At 44.4% G+C, this 16,256-nt stretch carries 18 protein-coding genes, 1 tRNA gene and 1 pseudogene; 16 read left to right on the top strand and 4 right to left on the bottom strand.

Features of this window, described 5'->3' with window-relative positions; translation table 11 throughout:
* Positions 1 to 577: 577 nt before the first annotated feature.
* A pseudogene (locus L9W92_RS17685) lies at positions 578 to 1,360 on the top strand (IS256 family transposase); the annotation flags it as partial.
* Between the two features lie 271 nt (positions 1,361 to 1,631).
* On the opposite strand, the gene L9W92_RS17680 reads toward L9W92_RS17685, so the two are convergent.
* Genes L9W92_RS17680 through L9W92_RS17670 form a run of 3 tightly spaced genes read right to left on the bottom strand, consistent with a single transcriptional unit; the run spans position 1,632 to position 3,403 of the window.
* Entirely contained in the window at positions 1,632 to 2,303 is a 672-nt protein-coding gene (locus L9W92_RS17680) for a dual OB domain-containing protein (protein WP_240085066.1), read from the bottom strand.
* A 24-nt stretch (positions 2,304 to 2,327) separates the two neighbouring features.
* The gene (locus tag L9W92_RS17675; protein ID WP_240085065.1) at positions 2,328 to 2,777 is read right to left on the bottom strand and encodes a DUF488 domain-containing protein; all 450 of its coding nucleotides are present in this window, start codon (positions 2,775 to 2,777) and stop codon (positions 2,328 to 2,330) included.
* Positions 2,774 to 3,403 (bottom strand): DUF488 domain-containing protein, encoded by a 630-nt coding sequence (locus tag L9W92_RS17670; protein WP_240085064.1) that lies wholly within the window; start codon positions 3,401 to 3,403, stop codon positions 2,774 to 2,776. The genes L9W92_RS17675 and L9W92_RS17670 overlap by 4 nt, the downstream gene beginning before the upstream one ends.
* 288 nt (positions 3,404 to 3,691) lie before the next feature.
* Here L9W92_RS17670 and L9W92_RS17665 point away from each other — a divergent pair, with 288 nt between their 5' ends.
* The 12 genes from L9W92_RS17665 (at position 3,692) to L9W92_RS17610 (ending at position 13,836) form a co-directional block, all read left to right on the top strand.
* Entirely contained in the window at positions 3,692 to 4,084 is a 393-nt protein-coding gene (locus L9W92_RS17665; protein WP_240085063.1) for a L,D-transpeptidase family protein, read from the top strand.
* Between the two features lie 246 nt (positions 4,085 to 4,330).
* Positions 4,331 to 5,077 (top strand): YebC/PmpR family DNA-binding transcriptional regulator, encoded by a 747-nt coding sequence (locus L9W92_RS17660; RefSeq protein WP_240085062.1) that lies wholly within the window; start codon positions 4,331 to 4,333, stop codon positions 5,075 to 5,077.
* 39 nt (positions 5,078 to 5,116) lie between these two features.
* Positions 5,117 to 5,674 (top strand): epoxyqueuosine reductase QueH, encoded by a 558-nt coding sequence (locus L9W92_RS17655; protein WP_240085061.1) that lies wholly within the window; start codon positions 5,117 to 5,119, stop codon positions 5,672 to 5,674.
* Positions 5,675 to 5,783: 109 nt separating this feature from the next.
* Positions 5,784 to 6,002, top strand: a complete 219-nt coding sequence (locus L9W92_RS17650; protein WP_240085060.1) for a DUF2905 domain-containing protein — start codon at positions 5,784 to 5,786, stop codon at positions 6,000 to 6,002.
* A gap of 102 nt (positions 6,003 to 6,104) precedes the next feature.
* Positions 6,105 to 7,478, top strand: coding sequence for a SpoIID/LytB domain-containing protein (locus tag L9W92_RS17645; RefSeq protein WP_240085059.1), 1,374 nt, complete (start codon positions 6,105 to 6,107; stop codon positions 7,476 to 7,478).
* Positions 7,479 to 7,546: 68 nt separating this feature from the next.
* Entirely contained in the window at positions 7,547 to 8,572 is a 1,026-nt protein-coding gene (gene queA, locus L9W92_RS17640; RefSeq protein WP_240085058.1) for a tRNA preQ1(34) S-adenosylmethionine ribosyltransferase-isomerase QueA, read from the top strand.
* A gap of 15 nt (positions 8,573 to 8,587) precedes the next feature.
* Entirely contained in the window at positions 8,588 to 9,700 is a 1,113-nt protein-coding gene (tgt, locus tag L9W92_RS17635) for a tRNA guanosine(34) transglycosylase Tgt (RefSeq protein WP_240085057.1), read from the top strand.
* An 88-nt stretch (positions 9,701 to 9,788) separates the two neighbouring features.
* Positions 9,789 to 10,067, top strand: a complete 279-nt coding sequence (yajC, locus tag L9W92_RS17630; protein ID WP_240085056.1) for a preprotein translocase subunit YajC — start codon at positions 9,789 to 9,791, stop codon at positions 10,065 to 10,067.
* A 124-nt stretch (positions 10,068 to 10,191) separates the two neighbouring features.
* Positions 10,192 to 10,851, top strand: coding sequence for an HD domain-containing protein (locus L9W92_RS17625; RefSeq protein ID WP_240085068.1), 660 nt, complete (start codon positions 10,192 to 10,194; stop codon positions 10,849 to 10,851).
* A 46-nt stretch (positions 10,852 to 10,897) separates the two neighbouring features.
* Complete coding sequence (secD, locus tag L9W92_RS17620; RefSeq protein ID WP_240085055.1) at positions 10,898 to 12,130, top strand: protein translocase subunit SecD; 1,233 nt, start codon at positions 10,898 to 10,900, stop codon at positions 12,128 to 12,130.
* Between the two features lie 15 nt (positions 12,131 to 12,145).
* Positions 12,146 to 13,042 carry a protein translocase subunit SecF gene (gene secF / locus L9W92_RS17615; RefSeq protein ID WP_240085067.1) on the top strand — a complete coding sequence of 299 codons (897 nt, stop codon included), beginning with the start codon at positions 12,146 to 12,148 and terminating at the stop codon, positions 13,040 to 13,042.
* Between the two features lie 101 nt (positions 13,043 to 13,143).
* Entirely contained in the window at positions 13,144 to 13,836 is a 693-nt protein-coding gene (locus L9W92_RS17610) for a heparan-alpha-glucosaminide N-acetyltransferase (protein ID WP_240085054.1), read from the top strand.
* 93 nt (positions 13,837 to 13,929) lie between these two features.
* Here the strand turns inward: L9W92_RS17610 and L9W92_RS17605 are convergent.
* Positions 13,930 to 14,005: transfer RNA gene (locus L9W92_RS17605), tRNA-Trp, on the bottom strand.
* 137 nt (positions 14,006 to 14,142) lie between these two features.
* On the opposite strand from L9W92_RS17605, the gene L9W92_RS17600 reads away from it, so the two are divergent.
* The 3 genes from L9W92_RS17600 to L9W92_RS17590 all read left to right on the top strand — a co-directional run bounded on the left by L9W92_RS17600 (position 14,143) and on the right by L9W92_RS17590 (position 16,111).
* Positions 14,143 to 15,084 (top strand): D-alanine--D-alanine ligase, encoded by a 942-nt coding sequence (locus L9W92_RS17600; protein ID WP_240085053.1) that lies wholly within the window; start codon positions 14,143 to 14,145, stop codon positions 15,082 to 15,084.
* A gap of 18 nt (positions 15,085 to 15,102) precedes the next feature.
* On the top strand, positions 15,103 to 15,777 hold the full coding sequence (gene deoC / locus L9W92_RS17595; protein WP_240085052.1) for a deoxyribose-phosphate aldolase: 675 nt from the start codon (positions 15,103 to 15,105) through the stop codon (positions 15,775 to 15,777).
* A gap of 160 nt (positions 15,778 to 15,937) precedes the next feature.
* Positions 15,938 to 16,111 (top strand): hypothetical protein, encoded by a 174-nt coding sequence (locus tag L9W92_RS17590; RefSeq protein ID WP_240085051.1) that lies wholly within the window; start codon positions 15,938 to 15,940, stop codon positions 16,109 to 16,111.
* Positions 16,112 to 16,256 lie beyond the last annotated feature (145 nt).

Below are 16,256 nucleotides of genomic sequence, written 5' to 3'. Positions count from 1 at the left end.
TCTTCCGTTCCTCATCAGAAAGCCGGACATGGTATCTTACTTTTGGCAAGGCATACCCCTCCCTCCTGGGAAGAGTATAACATAAAAATAAGTTTTATTATAGATTCAGTGTTAACAAACTACTAGTAAGGAAATGGGAAAAGAAGCGGTAGGAAATATTGTTCTAGCAATGAGGAAGGATTTGTTGAATAAAAAGACAAAACTAAAATATAGTGATTTTATTTATACAGATGTAATAGAAAGAGAAGATGATTAAGCTATAGATATTATCATTGTTAATAATATCATTTGTGAGGCTGTCTTACATGACAACCGCTTAACAAGTAGCGCGACTATATTCAAACTCTTTGTACCTATCCGGGTAGTGGCCTTGACATCCACCCCACATGTGGCTGGTATAATTACCGACAGGGTGGCTCCGAAGACATACATAAAAAATTACCCCCGTCAGTTTTCCCATTGTACCACATGTAGGGACCCCGTCTGTCAAGGCTTCCCTTCGGCACCGTCAGGTTTTTAACCTCTTGGGCTCACCAAAAATATTTTTTATCTTGAAAAAGGGAATATTCAAAGTAAAATGCCCGCCGTTACCGAGTGGCAGTCAAGGCCGCTGGATCCGGTTTATCCTATTGTTTTCCTTGATGGGATAGTATTCAAAGTGCGCAAGGACAGCCGGGTCATTAACAAATGCCTGTACTCCGTTTTAGGGATCAACATGGACGGTCGTAAGGAAATATTGGGCATATGGATGTCAGAAAACGAAAGCGCCAGCTTTTGGACGACTGTATGCAACGAATTGAAAAATCGCGGCGTCCAGGACATTTTGATTGCCTGCCGGGACAACCTTTCCGGATTTTCAACCGCCATTGAGACTGTTTTCCCCAAAACAGAACAGCAGCTTTGCGTGATTCATCAAATCCGCAATTCCACAAGGTATGTACCATACAAGGACATCAAGCTGGTCATGGCAGACTTGAAGCTGGTTTACGGTGCGCCGACGCTGGAGGACGCGGAGTATCGGCTGGAGGAATTTCGTGAAAAGTGGGGCAGAAAATATCCGCAGATTTTGAAGTCTTGGGACGCAAACTGGGCGGAACTGTCCACCTATTTCAAGTATCCGCAGGAAGTACGGACACTGATTTACACCACCAACGCGGTGGAGGGATTCCATCGGATGCTGCGCAAATTTACCAAGACCAAAACGATTTACCCGACTGACGACGCGGTCAAAAAATCGGTCTATCTTTCGGTACAGGAAATCACTAAAAAATGGAGTATGCCCATTCGTGATTGGGGCATTATAATTGGGCAGCTGATGATATTTTTTGAGGATCGGCTGCAAGGTAAAATGATTTCGTGATCGGGGGCGCTGCCCCCGAACCCCCGGAGTTTATCGCTTTGGTTTTCCAAGGCAGCAGAAAAAAGCGACGTTTCAGTCGGAATCGCCGCCTCGCCAAACCTCACGCGCCGCTCGGGTCGCGCTCCCGCGTTGCCCTATCCTGCGCATGAGTAAAAGCAAGTGTGTACAATTACTTGTGAGATTATTCCATTTACACGGAAGCCGTGACACTCCCAAAACAAATAGCCCTAAATAGAATCAGGGCTACTTACACAGATAATTGTTTAACAATTTACTTTATATTTAATACTTTTGCGATAAGTTTATAATGCTTATTATCTTTGGGGTTAACGTCTCCCAAACTCACAACCAACAAGCATTTTTCCCGATAATTATAATTTCCATCTTGATATTGCAGATATATATTCTCAAATTCTGTATCCGTTAAGCGTATGTACCAATAACGGTTTCCGCTATAGTTAAAACTCATTGTTACCTTTTTCTTTTCATGTTTAGACCATTGCTTTACGTGAACGCAAATATCTTCTGGAGAAATCAGAGTTAGTGAATATCTATCTTTATCATTTAAGTTATTAAAATAAGCTCTTTCTATACATTTATCAGTATCATAGAAAAGAAAAGAGTTGTTTTCAACAGGATGTACTCTCAATAACTCTCTAATGCTAGCCGTACCTACTTTTTCCCAATAGTATGAATCGTCCAGTACGTAATTTTCAGGTTGATAGTAATTAGGTTTATATCCCTTGCACTTAATTCTTATAATGTCCATTATTTGAGGCATACTTCCATCTTCGTACATTGCATCATTAGTAGTAATGGCGTGTTGTATTTCCTCATCTTCTGATATTATTCTAACCCAGCTACCATTTTCTTTTTCCACGCCAGCAATACATAAATTATTTATCTTTTTTGATGTGGTAAGCAGAATAATATCCTTGTACATTTAGTATCCCCCTCAGTAATGACACTATATATGAATTATCTCTATGTTCAGATTATGGTAAATTCGCTTTATGTACTCTGCTACTAACCTTCTATGACACTTATCGGCTGTTGCTTCACTACAAAGAAGGCAAACATAGTCAAAGTCCTCCTTAAAATACTTATCTAATTTATCCTTAATATTTCTTTCGATTAAAAGATTATTAAAAAGCAACTCATATTGTTGCCAAGTGATTTTATTTTTTTTATAATCATCAAGGATTTTTTTATTAGGTGCTAAGTCAATATCATGTAAGTATTTAATGTTGCATAGTTCTCTTAAAAAATAATTAAGATCTTCTCCTTTAGAAAAGCCTGCTAACTGTGATGCATTATTAAGTCTTATATCAATAACTTTTTTTATGTGATTGTTTTTTAACAATGCAAAAAAGTCTTCGGCAGTCTTTTTGGTAAACCCTATTGTAAACAACCTCAACTCGTTAAACTCTCCTTCTCTACTATACTGTAACCTATATCTCTGTTTCTTAGCTTATAAGCCTGATCTATTAGTTCCGAATCGTTTTTTCTACCATCAATGATGTCAAACAAAGTCTGCTGCATTCTGTTAGGAAAATACATATCTAATAATCTTTTTTCAATAAAATCTTGGTTTTGAATTTCGCCGTTCTCAAGTATATTATCAATACTATAATCTAGTTTATGAAATTCCCTTGCGATTAATATGTTTCTATGGCAGTCAATAGGATCTTTTTCAGTACACATCAGAGCAATCTTAAAATCTTTTTTTATACCTGTCTTAATCCGTTCAATACCAGCTTTAAACAAGCTAGTATTAGTAACCTTATCGAAATCTAAGTAACCTTCTTTAGTGTAAAGACTTTTATCCTCACGTCTTGCGCCAAATTCATTCCCCATGAATATATAGTGAATGCTATTGCTAAGCAAAAATCTTCTTAGTTCATCTTTATTGAATTGGGGTGTATATTTTGAATGAGGCATACTCCTAACATCAATTAAACAATTAATGCTATGGATTTTTAACAAATGCAAAAAGTTTTCTAATTTATGCGATGAATGACCGATTGTGTATATCTTATTCATAGAATATCATTCCCTTTATTTTTTATACAATAATTATACCACAATTCTTATATTCTATTAATTTCTCAGTATTATCTTTAAATAGATACTAACAATAATATACTGATGGAAAAATTATTTACAAATAAAACCGCACCATAATTATACTATATATACAATTGTTATAAAAGGCTTTAGTTCTATAAAAGGATAAGTATTTTATAAAATGAGGTTTTAGAAAAAATAAAGGCTTATATCCCTTGATACAAGCCCATTTCGGCAGGTAGTTACCAGTGTTCCAATTCATGTGTGGGGTACGGCATTCACGGAACTAATAACGAGGCATCTATTGGCACTGCCGCCAGTCACGGGTGTGTACGCATGCGGAATGACGACGTTATCCGGATATACGACATTGTACCGCTTGGAACCAGAGTAAAAATAACAGGTAATGCTTTTACGGGAAGATTACTACGTATAGGCGTGGACCCTGGTGCGGATGTGTTGCGCGTCCAGCAAATTTTACAAATACTCGGCTATTACCGTGGCGACTTAGACGGTTTTTACGGTCCTGTTACGGAAGATGCAGTAATTAGATTTCAGCGTGACCAGGGGCTAAATCCAGACGGAATAGTCGGCCCGCTGACCTATGATCGTTTGCAAATGGTTAATGACTTGGCCCTAGAAGATAGAAGACCGTAGCTTTCAAACATATGCTTGGTATTTTTACCGGCAAGCAACAGCAAGCTTAAAAACCGGATAAGCGTTGGGAGCAGGGGAACAATACAACAGATAGAAAACATATAGAAGACATATCGTTTGCGTGTGGATAATCTATATGCTAAAATAATTTAGGAATTATTTAAGCGCTTTGCGCTTTTTTAGTTTAAACATATTCATACTAGTTAATATAATGCAGTGTATGCCTGACAAGAAGGGGGAGTATTGATGTCCGGACATTCTAAATGGGCTACTATCAAACGCAAAAAAGCAAAAGTAGATGCTCAACGGGGCAAATTATTCACGCGCTTGGCCAGAGAGATTATGGTTGCCGCGCGGCAGGGTGGTAAAGACCCGGACGGTAACGTGCAGCTTAAAACCGCTATCCAAAAGGCCAAGGAAGCAAACATCCCAAATGAGAATATTATGCGCGCTATACAAAAAGGAGCGGGTGAACTGGGCGGCGCCAGTTATGAGGAGTTTAACTATGAAGGTTACGGGCCTGGCGGGGTTGCAGTGATGATTGAAATAATGACCGATAACCGTAACCGCACGGCAAGTGAAATAAGATATATATTTTCAAGAAACGGCGGCAGTCTGGGGGAATCCGGATGTGTCGCCTGGGTGTTCCAGGAAAAAGGATTGCTCGTAGTTGAAAAAGCAAACTGCAAATATAATGAGGATGATTTGATGCTGTTAGCGATTGAATCAGGCGCCGAAGATTTTAAAGTAAGTGATGATGACTCATACGAGATTACAACTGAGCCCGGCGACATGACAGCAGTAAAAGAATCTCTGGAAAAATCCGATGTTGAAATAGCCTATGCGGAGGTTACGAAGCTTCCATTGAACACTGTCAAGCTGGAAGGACAAGAAGCGGAACAAATGGTAAAACTAATAGACAGCCTTGAGGAACATGATGACGTGCAAAATGTTTATACTAACTTCGAAACAGATATGTTGGCGGACGTATAGCGCACAATGCGGTTGATGGTCAATATTTGGAGGTTTTTTATGAAAATGTTGCTGCATATTTGCTGCGGCCCTTGCTCAATATACCCTATTCAGCACTTGAGGGGAGCAGGAATGGATATTTACGGATACTTCTATAATCCAAATATCCACCCGTATACCGAGTTCGCAAAGCGCAAAGATACTCTGGAGAAGTATGCCGCGGACATTGGCCTCAATGTCATTTTTGATAAAAAGTATCAATTGGAAGAGTTTATCCAAGGGGTAGTTCATAGGGAATCCAAACGCTGTCAATTTTGTTATTCAATGCGTCTAAGCCAGGCGGCCAGAGTGGCCAGAAAAGGGGGGTTCGACTGCTTCAGCACGACTTTGCTGGTAAGCCCTTACCAGAAACACGAACTTATCAGGGAAACCGGTGAAGCGATAGGGGATAAATATGGGATCCCATTTTACTATGCCGATTTTAGGAATGGCTACCGGGAGGCTGTTAGTTTATCCAGGGAACTGGGAATGTATCGTCAGCAGTATTGCGGCTGCGTATATAGCGAAAAGGAACGTTATTATCGTGATTCTCAGCCGAGCGGCAGGAAAAACAGCTAACTTGCATATATTACAAGTTAATCTCCCGTGTAGAAACGTGCCGTACTAACCGTACCAATGCCTGATAGTAAGTTGTCTAGATCATATGGTTGAAGGTGGGTGGCATAATATGTTGGAGTCATTCGGCAAGATGATGCTTTTCTTCGGTCTGTTTCTGACTGTAATTGGCGGACTGCTCCTGATCGGGGGCAAGTTCTTCGGGCTGGGGCACCTTCCGGGGGATATTTTTGTGCAGAGACAAAATTTCAGCTTTTATTTTCCCGTGGTTACTTGTATCGTACTAAGTATTCTACTGACGATAATTGTGAATTTATTCATACGCCGGTAAATATGTGGGATCTGAATTTTTAATTTATTGAAGGATATTGGTAATATTTATCGAATTTAATTTATTTGTGTACTTTATTTTAGAATTTACGGGAGAAAAAAAGTGGAATTAAAAATTAGAACAAAGCGTTTCTTAATTTTTCTGTTGGCTTGTTTAGTTCTTTTACCCCCAATCAGCGCAGAGGGTGCTCAGAAGTTTGACACGGTACGGGTGGCTCTAGCAAAGCAGACTGAATCGATGAGCTTTAAAACAAATGGTGATTATCAACTAATCAATTTATCAAACGGCAAGGTAATAACGGAAATAGGAAGCAAGGAAAGCTGGCTGGTGGAATTGCAGGCCGGTCAAATAATGCTCCAGAGCTCTGGGAAAAAATACGGTCCTTTTAGCGGGCCGGTCGCGGTTCAAGAGAATAATATCCGGGTAAGTATTATCGCCGCAGACGGAAATGTTGCGGAAAGAACGCCGGTGGCCGATCTGGTGGCGTTAAACGCCTCGGGGGAAGCGGTTGATATAAGTGAAAACACCGGTCTGTATGTGAGAAACGCCCGAAATGAAAGCGAATTGGCCTCAAACAAAGGATTAAACTTGATTTCATTGCTGGAGGGAACGGAATACAGGCGCTACCGGGGCAATATGGAATTCCGTGTGGAAAGCGGCAGCCTTGTGGCAATAAACGAGTTAAATATTGAGGATTACCTGCGTGGGGTAGTGCCGGCGGAAATGCCGTCGTCCTGGCCGGCCGAGGCGCTGAAAGCCCAAGCGGTCGTGGCGCGTAATTACGCCCTCCAAAGAGTCGAAGCCACCAGTGGTGCCAGCTATAATTTGACAAATGACCAGTCCAGTCAGGTCTATTTAGGCTATGACAAGGAAGTGCCCGCCACGGACCAGGCGGTTGAGGATACCCGTGGCGTGGTTATGCTCAACCGGGGTAAGCTAATCTCCTCTTTTTTCCACTCAAGCAGCGGCGGTTATACTGAAAACAGCGAAGATGTGTGGTCCAGTGCCCTGCCGTATATCAAATACAAAAAAGACCCGTTCGATAAGAACAATTTGCATTATAACTGGCAGGTTGATTATACAGCCGCTCAGTTGCTGGAAATGTTCAAAAAATCCGGTTATGAATTCAAGAAAATTACCGGTATTGACACGGTCTATACCGCTTCCGGCGCCAGGGTGAAAAAACTGACGGTTAGTGGTGTGGGAACCGACGACAAGCCTTTGCGGATTGAGATAGCGAACGCGGACAACGTGAGGATTGCTCTTGGCCTGAAAAGCGCTTTATTTACTTTGAAAAAAGGGTACGATAAGGACAAAAATCTTACGGGAGTGAATATTACCGGAAGCGGTTGGGGGCATGGTCTGGGTCTTTCTCAGTGGGGAGCCAACGGTATGGCCAGGCAAGGTTATAATTACCAGGAAATTTTGAAATACTATTATTCGAATATTAAAATTGCGGAAAATTATGGCCGGTAAAAGGTTTCATGTTATTGTTAACGGCAAAGGTTATACTTGCGGGATAATGAGGAGTTGAACAGCAACGGGTGAAGCTATCTGATTTTGACTATTTCCTCCCCGAGGGGATGATTGCCCAGGAACCGGTGAGCCGGAGGGATGCTTCCAGGCTAATGGTCCTGCATCTAAACGGGGCGCCTCTGGAGCACCGCCGGTTTACGGATTTGGTTGATTACCTGAGGCCGGGGGACACTCTGGTTATAAATGATACAAAGGTTATGCCCGCCCGCCTTTATGGCATAAAAGATATAACCGGCGCGAAGGTTGAAGTCCTGATATTAAGACAGCTGGACAAGAACCGCTGGGAGGCGCTGGTACGTCCGGGGAAAAGGCTGGCAGCAGGCACGAAGATTATATTCGGCGACGGACTCCTGGAAGCGCTGATTTTGGAGCACACGGATTTCGGCGGCCGGGTGCTGGAGTTTAGTTATAACGGTATCTTTGAAGAAATACTGGATCAGGTTGGTGTGATGCCGGTTCCTCCATATATAAAAAAGCCGCTATCAGATAAGCAACGTTATCAAACAATTTACGCCCGTCAGGCGGGGTCGGCGGCGGCTCCCACTGCCGGGCTTCATTTTTCACGGGAGTTGCTGGAACGGATTTCAAACATGGGTGTGGTCGTAGTTCCTGTGCTGCTGCACGTTGGGTTGGGTACTTTTCGCCCTGTGCAGGTAAAAGATGTCCGGGAGCATCATATGCATGCGGAGTATTATGAGATCTCGGAAAAGGCTGCCGGTACCATCAACGAAACCAAGCAAAGGAAAGGTAGATTGATTGCGGTAGGGACTACTACGACCCGTTGCCTGGAAAGCGCTGCCGGGGAAAAAGGCGAGATTTGCCCTGGCTCGGGCTGGACTGATATTTTTATATATCCGGGATATCGTTTTAAGCTGGTGGAAGGTTTGATCACTAATTTCCATTTGCCCAGGTCTACTCTGCTGATGATGGTATCCGCCTTCGCCGGAAAGGATAAAATAATGGCGGCATACAACGAGGCGGTACGGTTAAAATACCGGTTCTTTAGTTTTGGCGACGCGATGTTGATAATATAAGATCGGAGGAACTGAATGGCCGTTAGTTTTACCGTTACAAACAGACAAAAAAACGGACGGGCCCGTCTAGGGCTGCTGCATACTCCGCACGGCACGGTTGAAACGCCTGTTTTCATGCCTGTGGGCACGCAGGCCACGGTTAAGACCATGACTCCCGAGGAAGTCTGTGATGTGGGCGGCAGGCTGATTTTGAGCAATACTTATCACCTTTATCTGCGGCCCGGCCAGGAACTGGTGCGGGAAGCAGGGGGGCTGCATCGTTTTATGAACTGGTCCGGCCCTATTCTTACCGACAGTGGCGGTTTTCAGGTTTTTAGCCTGGGCCCGCTGCGCAAGGTATCTGAGGAAGGCGTTACTTTTCGCTCTCATATTGATGGTTCCGAGCACTTTTTCAGTCCTGAAAAAGCTATGGAAATACAAATGGCCCTCGGTTCGGACATCGCCATGGCTTTTGATGAATGCGCCCCGTACCCGTGCAGTTATGAATATGCGCGGGAAGCCCTAGATCGCACCAGCCGCTGGGCGGAACGGTGCCTGGCCGCACACCGCCTGAAGGAGCAAGGAGTATTCGGTATCGTCCAGGGAGGGGTGTTTCATGATTTGCGTAAAAAAAGTGCCGGTGAGATAGTCAGTCTCAATTTTGCGGGCTATGCCATTGGTGGATTGAGTGTCGGTGAGCCAAAAGAGCTGATGTATGAGTTGCTGGATTATACCGTTCCATTTTTGCCGGAAGAAAAGCCGCGTTACCTGATGGGTGTCGGCTCGCCTGATTGCCTTGTGGAAGGTGTGCTGAGAGGGATTGATATGTTTGACTGTGTTTTGCCTACCAGGCTTGCCCGGAACGGAACGGTTTTCACCCGCCGGGGCAGGCTTGTGGTGCGCAACGCCGGAAATGCGAGAGATTTAAACCCGCTTGACCCGGAATGCGGTTGTTATGTCTGCCGGAACTATAGCCGCGCATACATTCGCCACCTGCTTAAAGCCGGTGAAGTGTTGGGCATCCGTTTAACAACCATTCATAACCTCAGTTTTGTTTTGGAACTGATGAAAGAGCTCAGGGAAGCGATACGCGAGGGGAAAATGGTGGAATATAGAGATGAATTTATGGAAAAATACCAGTATGGCTAATTGTATAAAAACTTTTCTTTAAAAAAGGGATTTTTCGCATGATGAACGAATTAAGTTATTGCACTATAATGTGAAAGGAGGTCCGAGAGTGGGTATCAATTCTCAATATGCTTCAATACTGTATATTGTCGTTCTCTTCGCGATTTTATACTTCTTGATGATCAGGCCCCAGCAGCAGCGTCAAAAGAGACTTCAGGAGATGATTAATAATCTGAAGGTCGGCGACCGGGTGATTACTGTGGGCGGAATGTACGGCACAATAGATAAAATAAAGGATGACTTCTTCATTATAAAAGTATCCGATAACGTCCGCATAAAGTTCCAGAAAAATGCCGTCGGTCAAGTTGTTAGCGACGAAACGGATTAGGATTAGAAGGAGTGAGGGGAAAGGGAGTGGGGGCCGCGGGACATTTCGCGTGCGAGCGGCAAGATAAATTTATAAGCTTTAAGGATATACGCTCCTTTTCCCTGTCGGGGGGGCTTATTTGTTTATGATCACCCTGGAGGATGTCAGGAAAAACCCCGTGCTTGACTCCTTTATCCGGAAAGGCAATGAGTACCTTGGCGTGATCGGTTATACAGAGCATAGCTACCGGCATGTGCATCTGGTTTCCAGAATTGCCGGGAATATTATGGAGAGATTGGGTTTCCCGCAGCGGCAAGCTGAGTTGGCCTCAATAGCCGGGTATATGCATGACCTGGGCAATGTGATCAACCGCACCGAACACGGTATTTCCGGGGCGGTAATCGCTTATCAGATCCTAATGCAAATGGGGATGCCCGCGGCTGAAATAGCCACAGTTATTTCAGCTATAGGCAACCACGAGGAACAAAACGGAAATGCCGTAAACAGTGTTGCGGCAGCCCTGATTGTGGCGGATAAGTCTGATGTGCACCGCTCCAGGGTAAGAAACCAGGATTTCGCCACTTTTGATATTCATGACCGGGTGAACTATGCGGTAGAGCACTCATTTTTGTGGGTGGCAGACGATAAACGGGCAATTACCATGGAGTTGACCATTGACACTGACATTTGCCCCGTGATGGAGTATTTTGAAATATTCTTGAGCCGGATGATTATGTGCCGCAGGGCCGCAAGCTTCTTGAATGGCAATTTTGAACTGGTAATTAACGGGGCGAAGTTGTTGTAATAGTATCTTTTGATTTATACGACCATAGAGGAGGAAATTGAACGGCATGAAGTGGGACAAGCTTCTGAAACTGGCGGGTATAATAGTAATCGTGGCTGTTGTAGCCGTATTAGCGGTAAAACCAGTTTTCCCTGATGTCAAGTGGCTCCCTTTTGCTAAATTAATTAAACAGGGTCTTGACCTGCAAGGCGGCGTACACGTGGTGCTCGAAGCCCAAGACACTCCCGAATCGCCGGTGACGTCCGACCGCGTTAAGCAGGCCATGGCCATTATTGAAAACCGGGTCAACGCCTATGGAGTGGCTGAACCTATTGTTCAGCAGCAGGGCGACCGGAGAATTATCGTGGAACTGGCCGGAATTAACGATCCGGACGAGGCGGTGCGCAACATGATCAAAACCGCTTACCTGGAGTTTAAAACAGAGGACGGAACAACCGTGCTGACCGGCCGTCAGTTGAAGACAGCCACGGAGGGAACAGACCAAAGCGGGGTGGCTGAGGTAAACCTGGAATTTGAGCCCGACGGCGCCAAGATTTTCGCTGAGGTCACTAAAGCCAATGTCGGCAAGCCTATTTACATTCTGCTGGATAATCAGGTTATTCAAGCCCCGAATGTACAAACGCCTATCCCAGACGGCAAGGCGCGGATTTCACCTTATGCGTCTCTTGAGGAGGCGCACAATGTCGCTATTCTGCTTCGCTCCGGCGCGTTGCCGGTGAAGTTGGAAGTGATGGAGAAGCGGACGGTCGGGCCGACCCTGGGAGCGGATTCTCTGGATAAGTCAATTAAGGCGGGTATTGCCGGCCTTGCCGCGATTCTTGTTTTTATGGTCCTGTATTACCGGCTGCCCGGACTGGTCGCCGATTTCGCACTGGTTGTCTACGCCTTGCTCGTGCTGTTGATTTTCGCGGCCCTCCATGTGACCATGACCCTGCCCGGTATCGCCGGCTTTCTCTTGTCCCTGGGCATGGCGGTGGATGCGAACGTGATTATTTTTGAGCGCTTCAGGGAGGAATTGTGGGCCGGCAAGACCCTGCGGTCGGGAATAGACGCCGGTTTCAAGCGGGCTTTTGTGGCTATCTTTGACTCCAACGTTACCACCTTGATTGCCGCGGCCGTTCTATACTATTTTGGCACAGGACCGATTAAAGGCTTTGCCGTAACATTGTCCATCGGTATCCTGGTAAGCATGTTCACTGCCATCACCGTGACCAGATACTTGCTGCACCTGGTGGCCGGCAGCAACTTGGTGCGCAACGTTAAAATGTACGGGGCATAGGGGGAGACAAAGTTGATGCTAAGAGATAAAAAACCGTTTCACTTTATTAAACTAAGAAAGATATGGTACGTAATATCCATTTTGGTGATCGTGCCCGGGATCATATCGCTATTCAGCCAGGGACTCAACCTGGGCATTGATTTCCGGGGCGGCAGCCTGTTGGATTTGAAATTCAACCAGCCAACCGCCGTTGAGCAGGTTAGAGGGGTGCTGGCTGATTTTGGGCTGGAGGGTGCTTCGATCCAGCGCAGCGGTGAAACCGATTTTATTGTTAGAACCAAAGAACTGGCCGAGGATGAAAACTTGGCAGTGTTGCAAGCTCTGGACCAAAAGCTGGGTGGTGTTGCGGTGCAGCGCAATGAGCGGGTTGGTCCCGTAATCGGGCAGGAGTTGATCAGAAAGGCCCTGTTGGCGCTGGGTGTGGCCTCAGTCCTGATGGTTGTTTATATTGCCTGGCGGTTTGAGTTCAAGCAAGGTATCGCGGCCATCATCGCCATATTGCACGATGTTCTAGTAATATTAGGGATTTTCTCGATATTTCAAATCGAAGTGGACAGTACCTTCGTGGCCGCCGTCCTGACAATTATCGGTTATTCAATAAATGACACCATTGTTATTTTTGACCGGATTCGTGAAAATATGTTATACAGGAAAAAGGGCGAGGCTTTGGAGGATGTTATCAACAACAGCCTGTGGCAAACCATGGCCCGCTCAATTAATACCGGGCTGACAGTTATCTTTGTCCTGGTGGCCTTTTTCTTAATGGGCGGCGCGACTATCCACAATATGGTTCTGGCTTTGCTGATCGGAGTGTCAAGCGGCGCTTATTCGTCAATTTTCAATGCCAGCCCAATCTGGTATGATTTCAAAAAGATGGAAGAACGCGGCAGGCTTAAGGGTGCAAAGGCATAAAGCAGAAGATGCAAACTCAATTATCTTGATAATGCCCTGTTTTACGGCAGGGCTATTTTCATTATTTAAGCATTTTTATAAGGTAAAAAAGAGGTCGTAAAATGGGAAGTGGACGAATTTGGGAAATAGATTTTTTCAGGGTTATGGCAATAATCCTTATGGTTATTTTTCATACGGTATTTGATTTGAATCGGTTTGTTGGTATAGGGATTAATTATTTAAGCGGATTCTGGTACTGGGAAGGCAAAACATCAGCTTTGATATTTATATTTCTTGCAGGAATAAGCAGCGGTTTTAGTAATAATTCTATAAGCAGAGGGAGCAAGGTACTGGCATATGGGATGATGATTACTCTTGTTACGTACATTTTTTTTAGAGAACAATATGTTCGATTCGGTATCCTGCATTTATTAGGAATAAGTATGATTCTTTTCCCTTTATTCAAAAAAATGAATAATATGCTTCTGTTCATAAGTTCAGCAGTTATAGCTCTTACAGCAATACCGCTGAAAAATACTATGGTCAAAACAAGTTTGCTGCTTCCCTTTGGCGCTGTGTACAAAGAATTCGTTACAGTTGATTATTATCCTCTAAGCCCGTATCTTTCGATGTTTTTACTAGGTGTTCTTGCTTATAAAATGTATTATTATAAAAAGCAGAGTCTTTATGAATTCAATTATGAAAATAAATATATATCAGCGATAAGTAAGAACTCACTTGCAATATATCTTATTCACCAACCGATTATTATTTCTGCGATTTTTTTATTCAAGTTTTTGACGCGTTCATCTTAGCGGCAGTGCCGACCTTTATTGCCATAATCTGCTTAAAATCTGTCCAAGCATTTGCAAATAAAAAATCTCAAAGGTTAAAACCCTTGAGAATACTGGCAGGGGAGACAGGGCTTGAACCCGCAACCCTCGGTTTTGGAGACCGATGCTCTACCAATTGAGCTACTCCCCTGTATTGCAACTCTTCCGTTCGTTATTATATAATAATCAAATTATTACGTCAAGGAAAACTCTTTTGTAGGTTTTTCTCGTTATTAAGCGAATATAATTTTAGAACAAATTATAAAATCTAAAGTGAGGTAATGGATTTTGGCTTTAAAGGTTGGGGTCTTAATGGGCGGTAAATCAGCTGAGCGGGATGTGTCCCTGCGTACAGGCGAGGCTGTTTACAACGCTCTAAGGTTGAAAGGTTATCCGTGTGTGAAGATAGATGTGGACAACAACGTAGTAAACAGAATCAGAGAGGAAAAGATAGAACTTGCTTTCCTGGCATTGCACGGCAAGTTCGGCGAAGACGGGACGATGCAAGGGATGTTGGAAATGCTCGGCATACCGTATACCGGTTCAGGTGTTTTAGCCAGTGCTATGGCAATGGATAAGATCACTACCAAAAAAATGTTGCTTTTTGAAGGGCTGCCGACACCTTTGTTCGTCTTGGTTGGTAAGAAAGAAACCGGACTTCAGGACCTGCCGTCCATAGCGGCGCGAATTACCGGTGAATTGGGCCTGCCTCTGGTAGTCAAAGCGCCCACGCAAGGTTCCACAATCGGTATAACTTTTGTGCATCAGGAGCGGGCTCTGATTCCAGCCCTGGAACTGGCCTTTCAGCACGATCCGGTTGCCCTGATTGAACAATTTGTTGAAGGTGTGGAGATAACTGCTTCAGTGCTGGGTAATGACGAGCCGGTTGCGCTTCCCCTGATTGAAATCGTTTCCGCCACTGGTGTTTACGACTATGAGGCCAAATATACCACCGGTATGAGCAGCCATATTATCCCGCCGCGTATTCCGGAGGAACAGCAGGTTTTGATTAAGGATTTGGCAGTACGCGCCTTTAAGGCTTTAGGCTGCCGCGGATTGGCGCGGGTGGACTTTATTGTTGAGCGCCGGGGAAAGCCGTATATCCTGGAGCTAAACACAATTCCCGGCATGACCGCCACGAGCCTCTCGCCGGATGCCGCCCGCGCTGCGGGAATTGAATTCCCCGAACTGGTTGAGAAAATAATTCAACTTGCCTTAAATAATAATTAGGAAGCTGAGGGAATATAGATGGGTATATCAAGAGCCGGACTAGCCGGTGTGATTGACCACACGCTTCTCAAGCCTGAAGCTACTTGTCAGAATATTATCGGTATTTGCCGGGAGGCCGTTGATTTCGGTTTTAAGTCGGTGTGCATCAACCCGTGCCATATTGATTTAGCATACCGGGAGTTGGAAAATACAAAGATTGGTATTTGCGCGGTAATTGGTTTTCCGCTGGGCGCAAGCGAGCCGGCCGTAAAAGCGGCTGAGGCGGCTGCGGCGGTTAGGGCGGGTGCTTCAGAAGTGGATGTGGTAATGAACATCGGGTTTTTTAAAGGTGGATTGCTCGGAAAAGCTCAAGAGGATCTAACTGGTGTAATTAGCGCGGCGAAGTGTGCAAAGCCTGAAGCAATTGTCAAGGTAATCCTGGAAACATGCCTTTTGACAAACGAAGAAAAAGTTCAAGCTTGCCGGCTTGCCGTAGCCGCGGGCGCCGATTTCGTCAAAACATCAACTGGTTTTAATAAAGAAGGCGCTATGGTCGATGATATAAAATTAATTAGACAATCAGTCGGACCCCGGATAGGCGTCAAAGCTTCGGGAGGAATCCGCGATCTGGCAAAAGCGCTGTCCATGTTGGAAGCCGGGGCCGACAGAATTGGCACCAGCGCCGGAGTGGTTATTGTTAATGAATTGAGATGAAAACTATTTTTTATCAATTGGGGTAAACTATGCTATAAGTTAATTATTTGCACACCCTATAAGACTCCGCTAATTTTACGGGCAGGATTTATGAGAGGCAACGGCGAATATCTTACCTTGCTTAATTAAACTGCGGGGGTGTGATATGAAAATACGGTGTATGTTATGCGGTAAGCTGTTTGAGGAAGAAGTGGCAATAGCTGATCAACATGATGACGACTATGACGAGGATGAGCTAATTGTCAGAAAGAAATCATCAGTAGTTTGTTTAATGTGTCAGGCGAAACTAAAAAATGAAGCAGATAAGAATCAGAAAAATCCTAAACCGATGTAAGATACTTTTATAATTATATTAATAGGCTCTCGGCATTAGATGGGAGGAATCATTAAATCTGGAATAAAGCAACTGGAAATTCTGGCATGCCAGGCTAAAAAGACTGTCCTTTTCACGACATTCCTAAAAATGGGCATGGCAAAGA

The organism is Pelotomaculum terephthalicicum JT (assembly GCF_022410535.1).
Taxonomy (GTDB): domain Bacteria; phylum Bacillota; class Desulfotomaculia; order Desulfotomaculales; family Pelotomaculaceae; genus Pelotomaculum_D; species Pelotomaculum_D terephthalicicum.
This window is presented reverse-complemented; position numbering and strand designations above follow the sequence as displayed.

What these genes read in the sequence shown, in the direction of transcription:
- L9W92_RS17660 (WP_240085062.1), top strand. Translation starts at nt 4,331, where the DNA reads ATGTCCGGACATTCTAAATGGGCTACTATCAAACGCAAAAAAGCAAAA.
- L9W92_RS17590 (WP_240085051.1), top strand. Translation starts at nt 15,938, where the DNA reads ATGTTATGCGGTAAGCTGTTTGAGGAAGAAGTGGCAATAGCTGATCAA.
- L9W92_RS17655 (WP_240085061.1), top strand. Translation starts at nt 5,117, where the DNA reads ATGAAAATGTTGCTGCATATTTGCTGCGGCCCTTGCTCAATATACCCT.
- secD (WP_240085055.1), top strand. Translation starts at nt 10,898, where the DNA reads ATGAAGTGGGACAAGCTTCTGAAACTGGCGGGTATAATAGTAATCGTG.
- L9W92_RS17670 (WP_240085064.1), bottom strand. Translation starts at nt 3,403, where the DNA reads ATGAATAAGATATACACAATCGGTCATTCATCGCATAAATTAGAAAAC.
- L9W92_RS17650 (WP_240085060.1), top strand. Translation starts at nt 5,784, where the DNA reads ATGTTGGAGTCATTCGGCAAGATGATGCTTTTCTTCGGTCTGTTTCTG.
- L9W92_RS17625 (WP_240085068.1), top strand. Translation starts at nt 10,192, where the DNA reads ATGATCACCCTGGAGGATGTCAGGAAAAACCCCGTGCTTGACTCCTTT.
- tgt (WP_240085057.1), top strand. Translation starts at nt 8,588, where the DNA reads ATGGCCGTTAGTTTTACCGTTACAAACAGACAAAAAAACGGACGGGCC.
- deoC (WP_240085052.1), top strand. Translation starts at nt 15,103, where the DNA reads ATGGGTATATCAAGAGCCGGACTAGCCGGTGTGATTGACCACACGCTT.
- L9W92_RS17680 (WP_240085066.1), bottom strand. Translation starts at nt 2,303, where the DNA reads ATGTACAAGGATATTATTCTGCTTACCACATCAAAAAAGATAAATAAT.
- secF (WP_240085067.1), top strand. Translation starts at nt 12,146, where the DNA reads ATGCTAAGAGATAAAAAACCGTTTCACTTTATTAAACTAAGAAAGATA.
- L9W92_RS17610 (WP_240085054.1), top strand. Translation starts at nt 13,144, where the DNA reads ATGGGAAGTGGACGAATTTGGGAAATAGATTTTTTCAGGGTTATGGCA.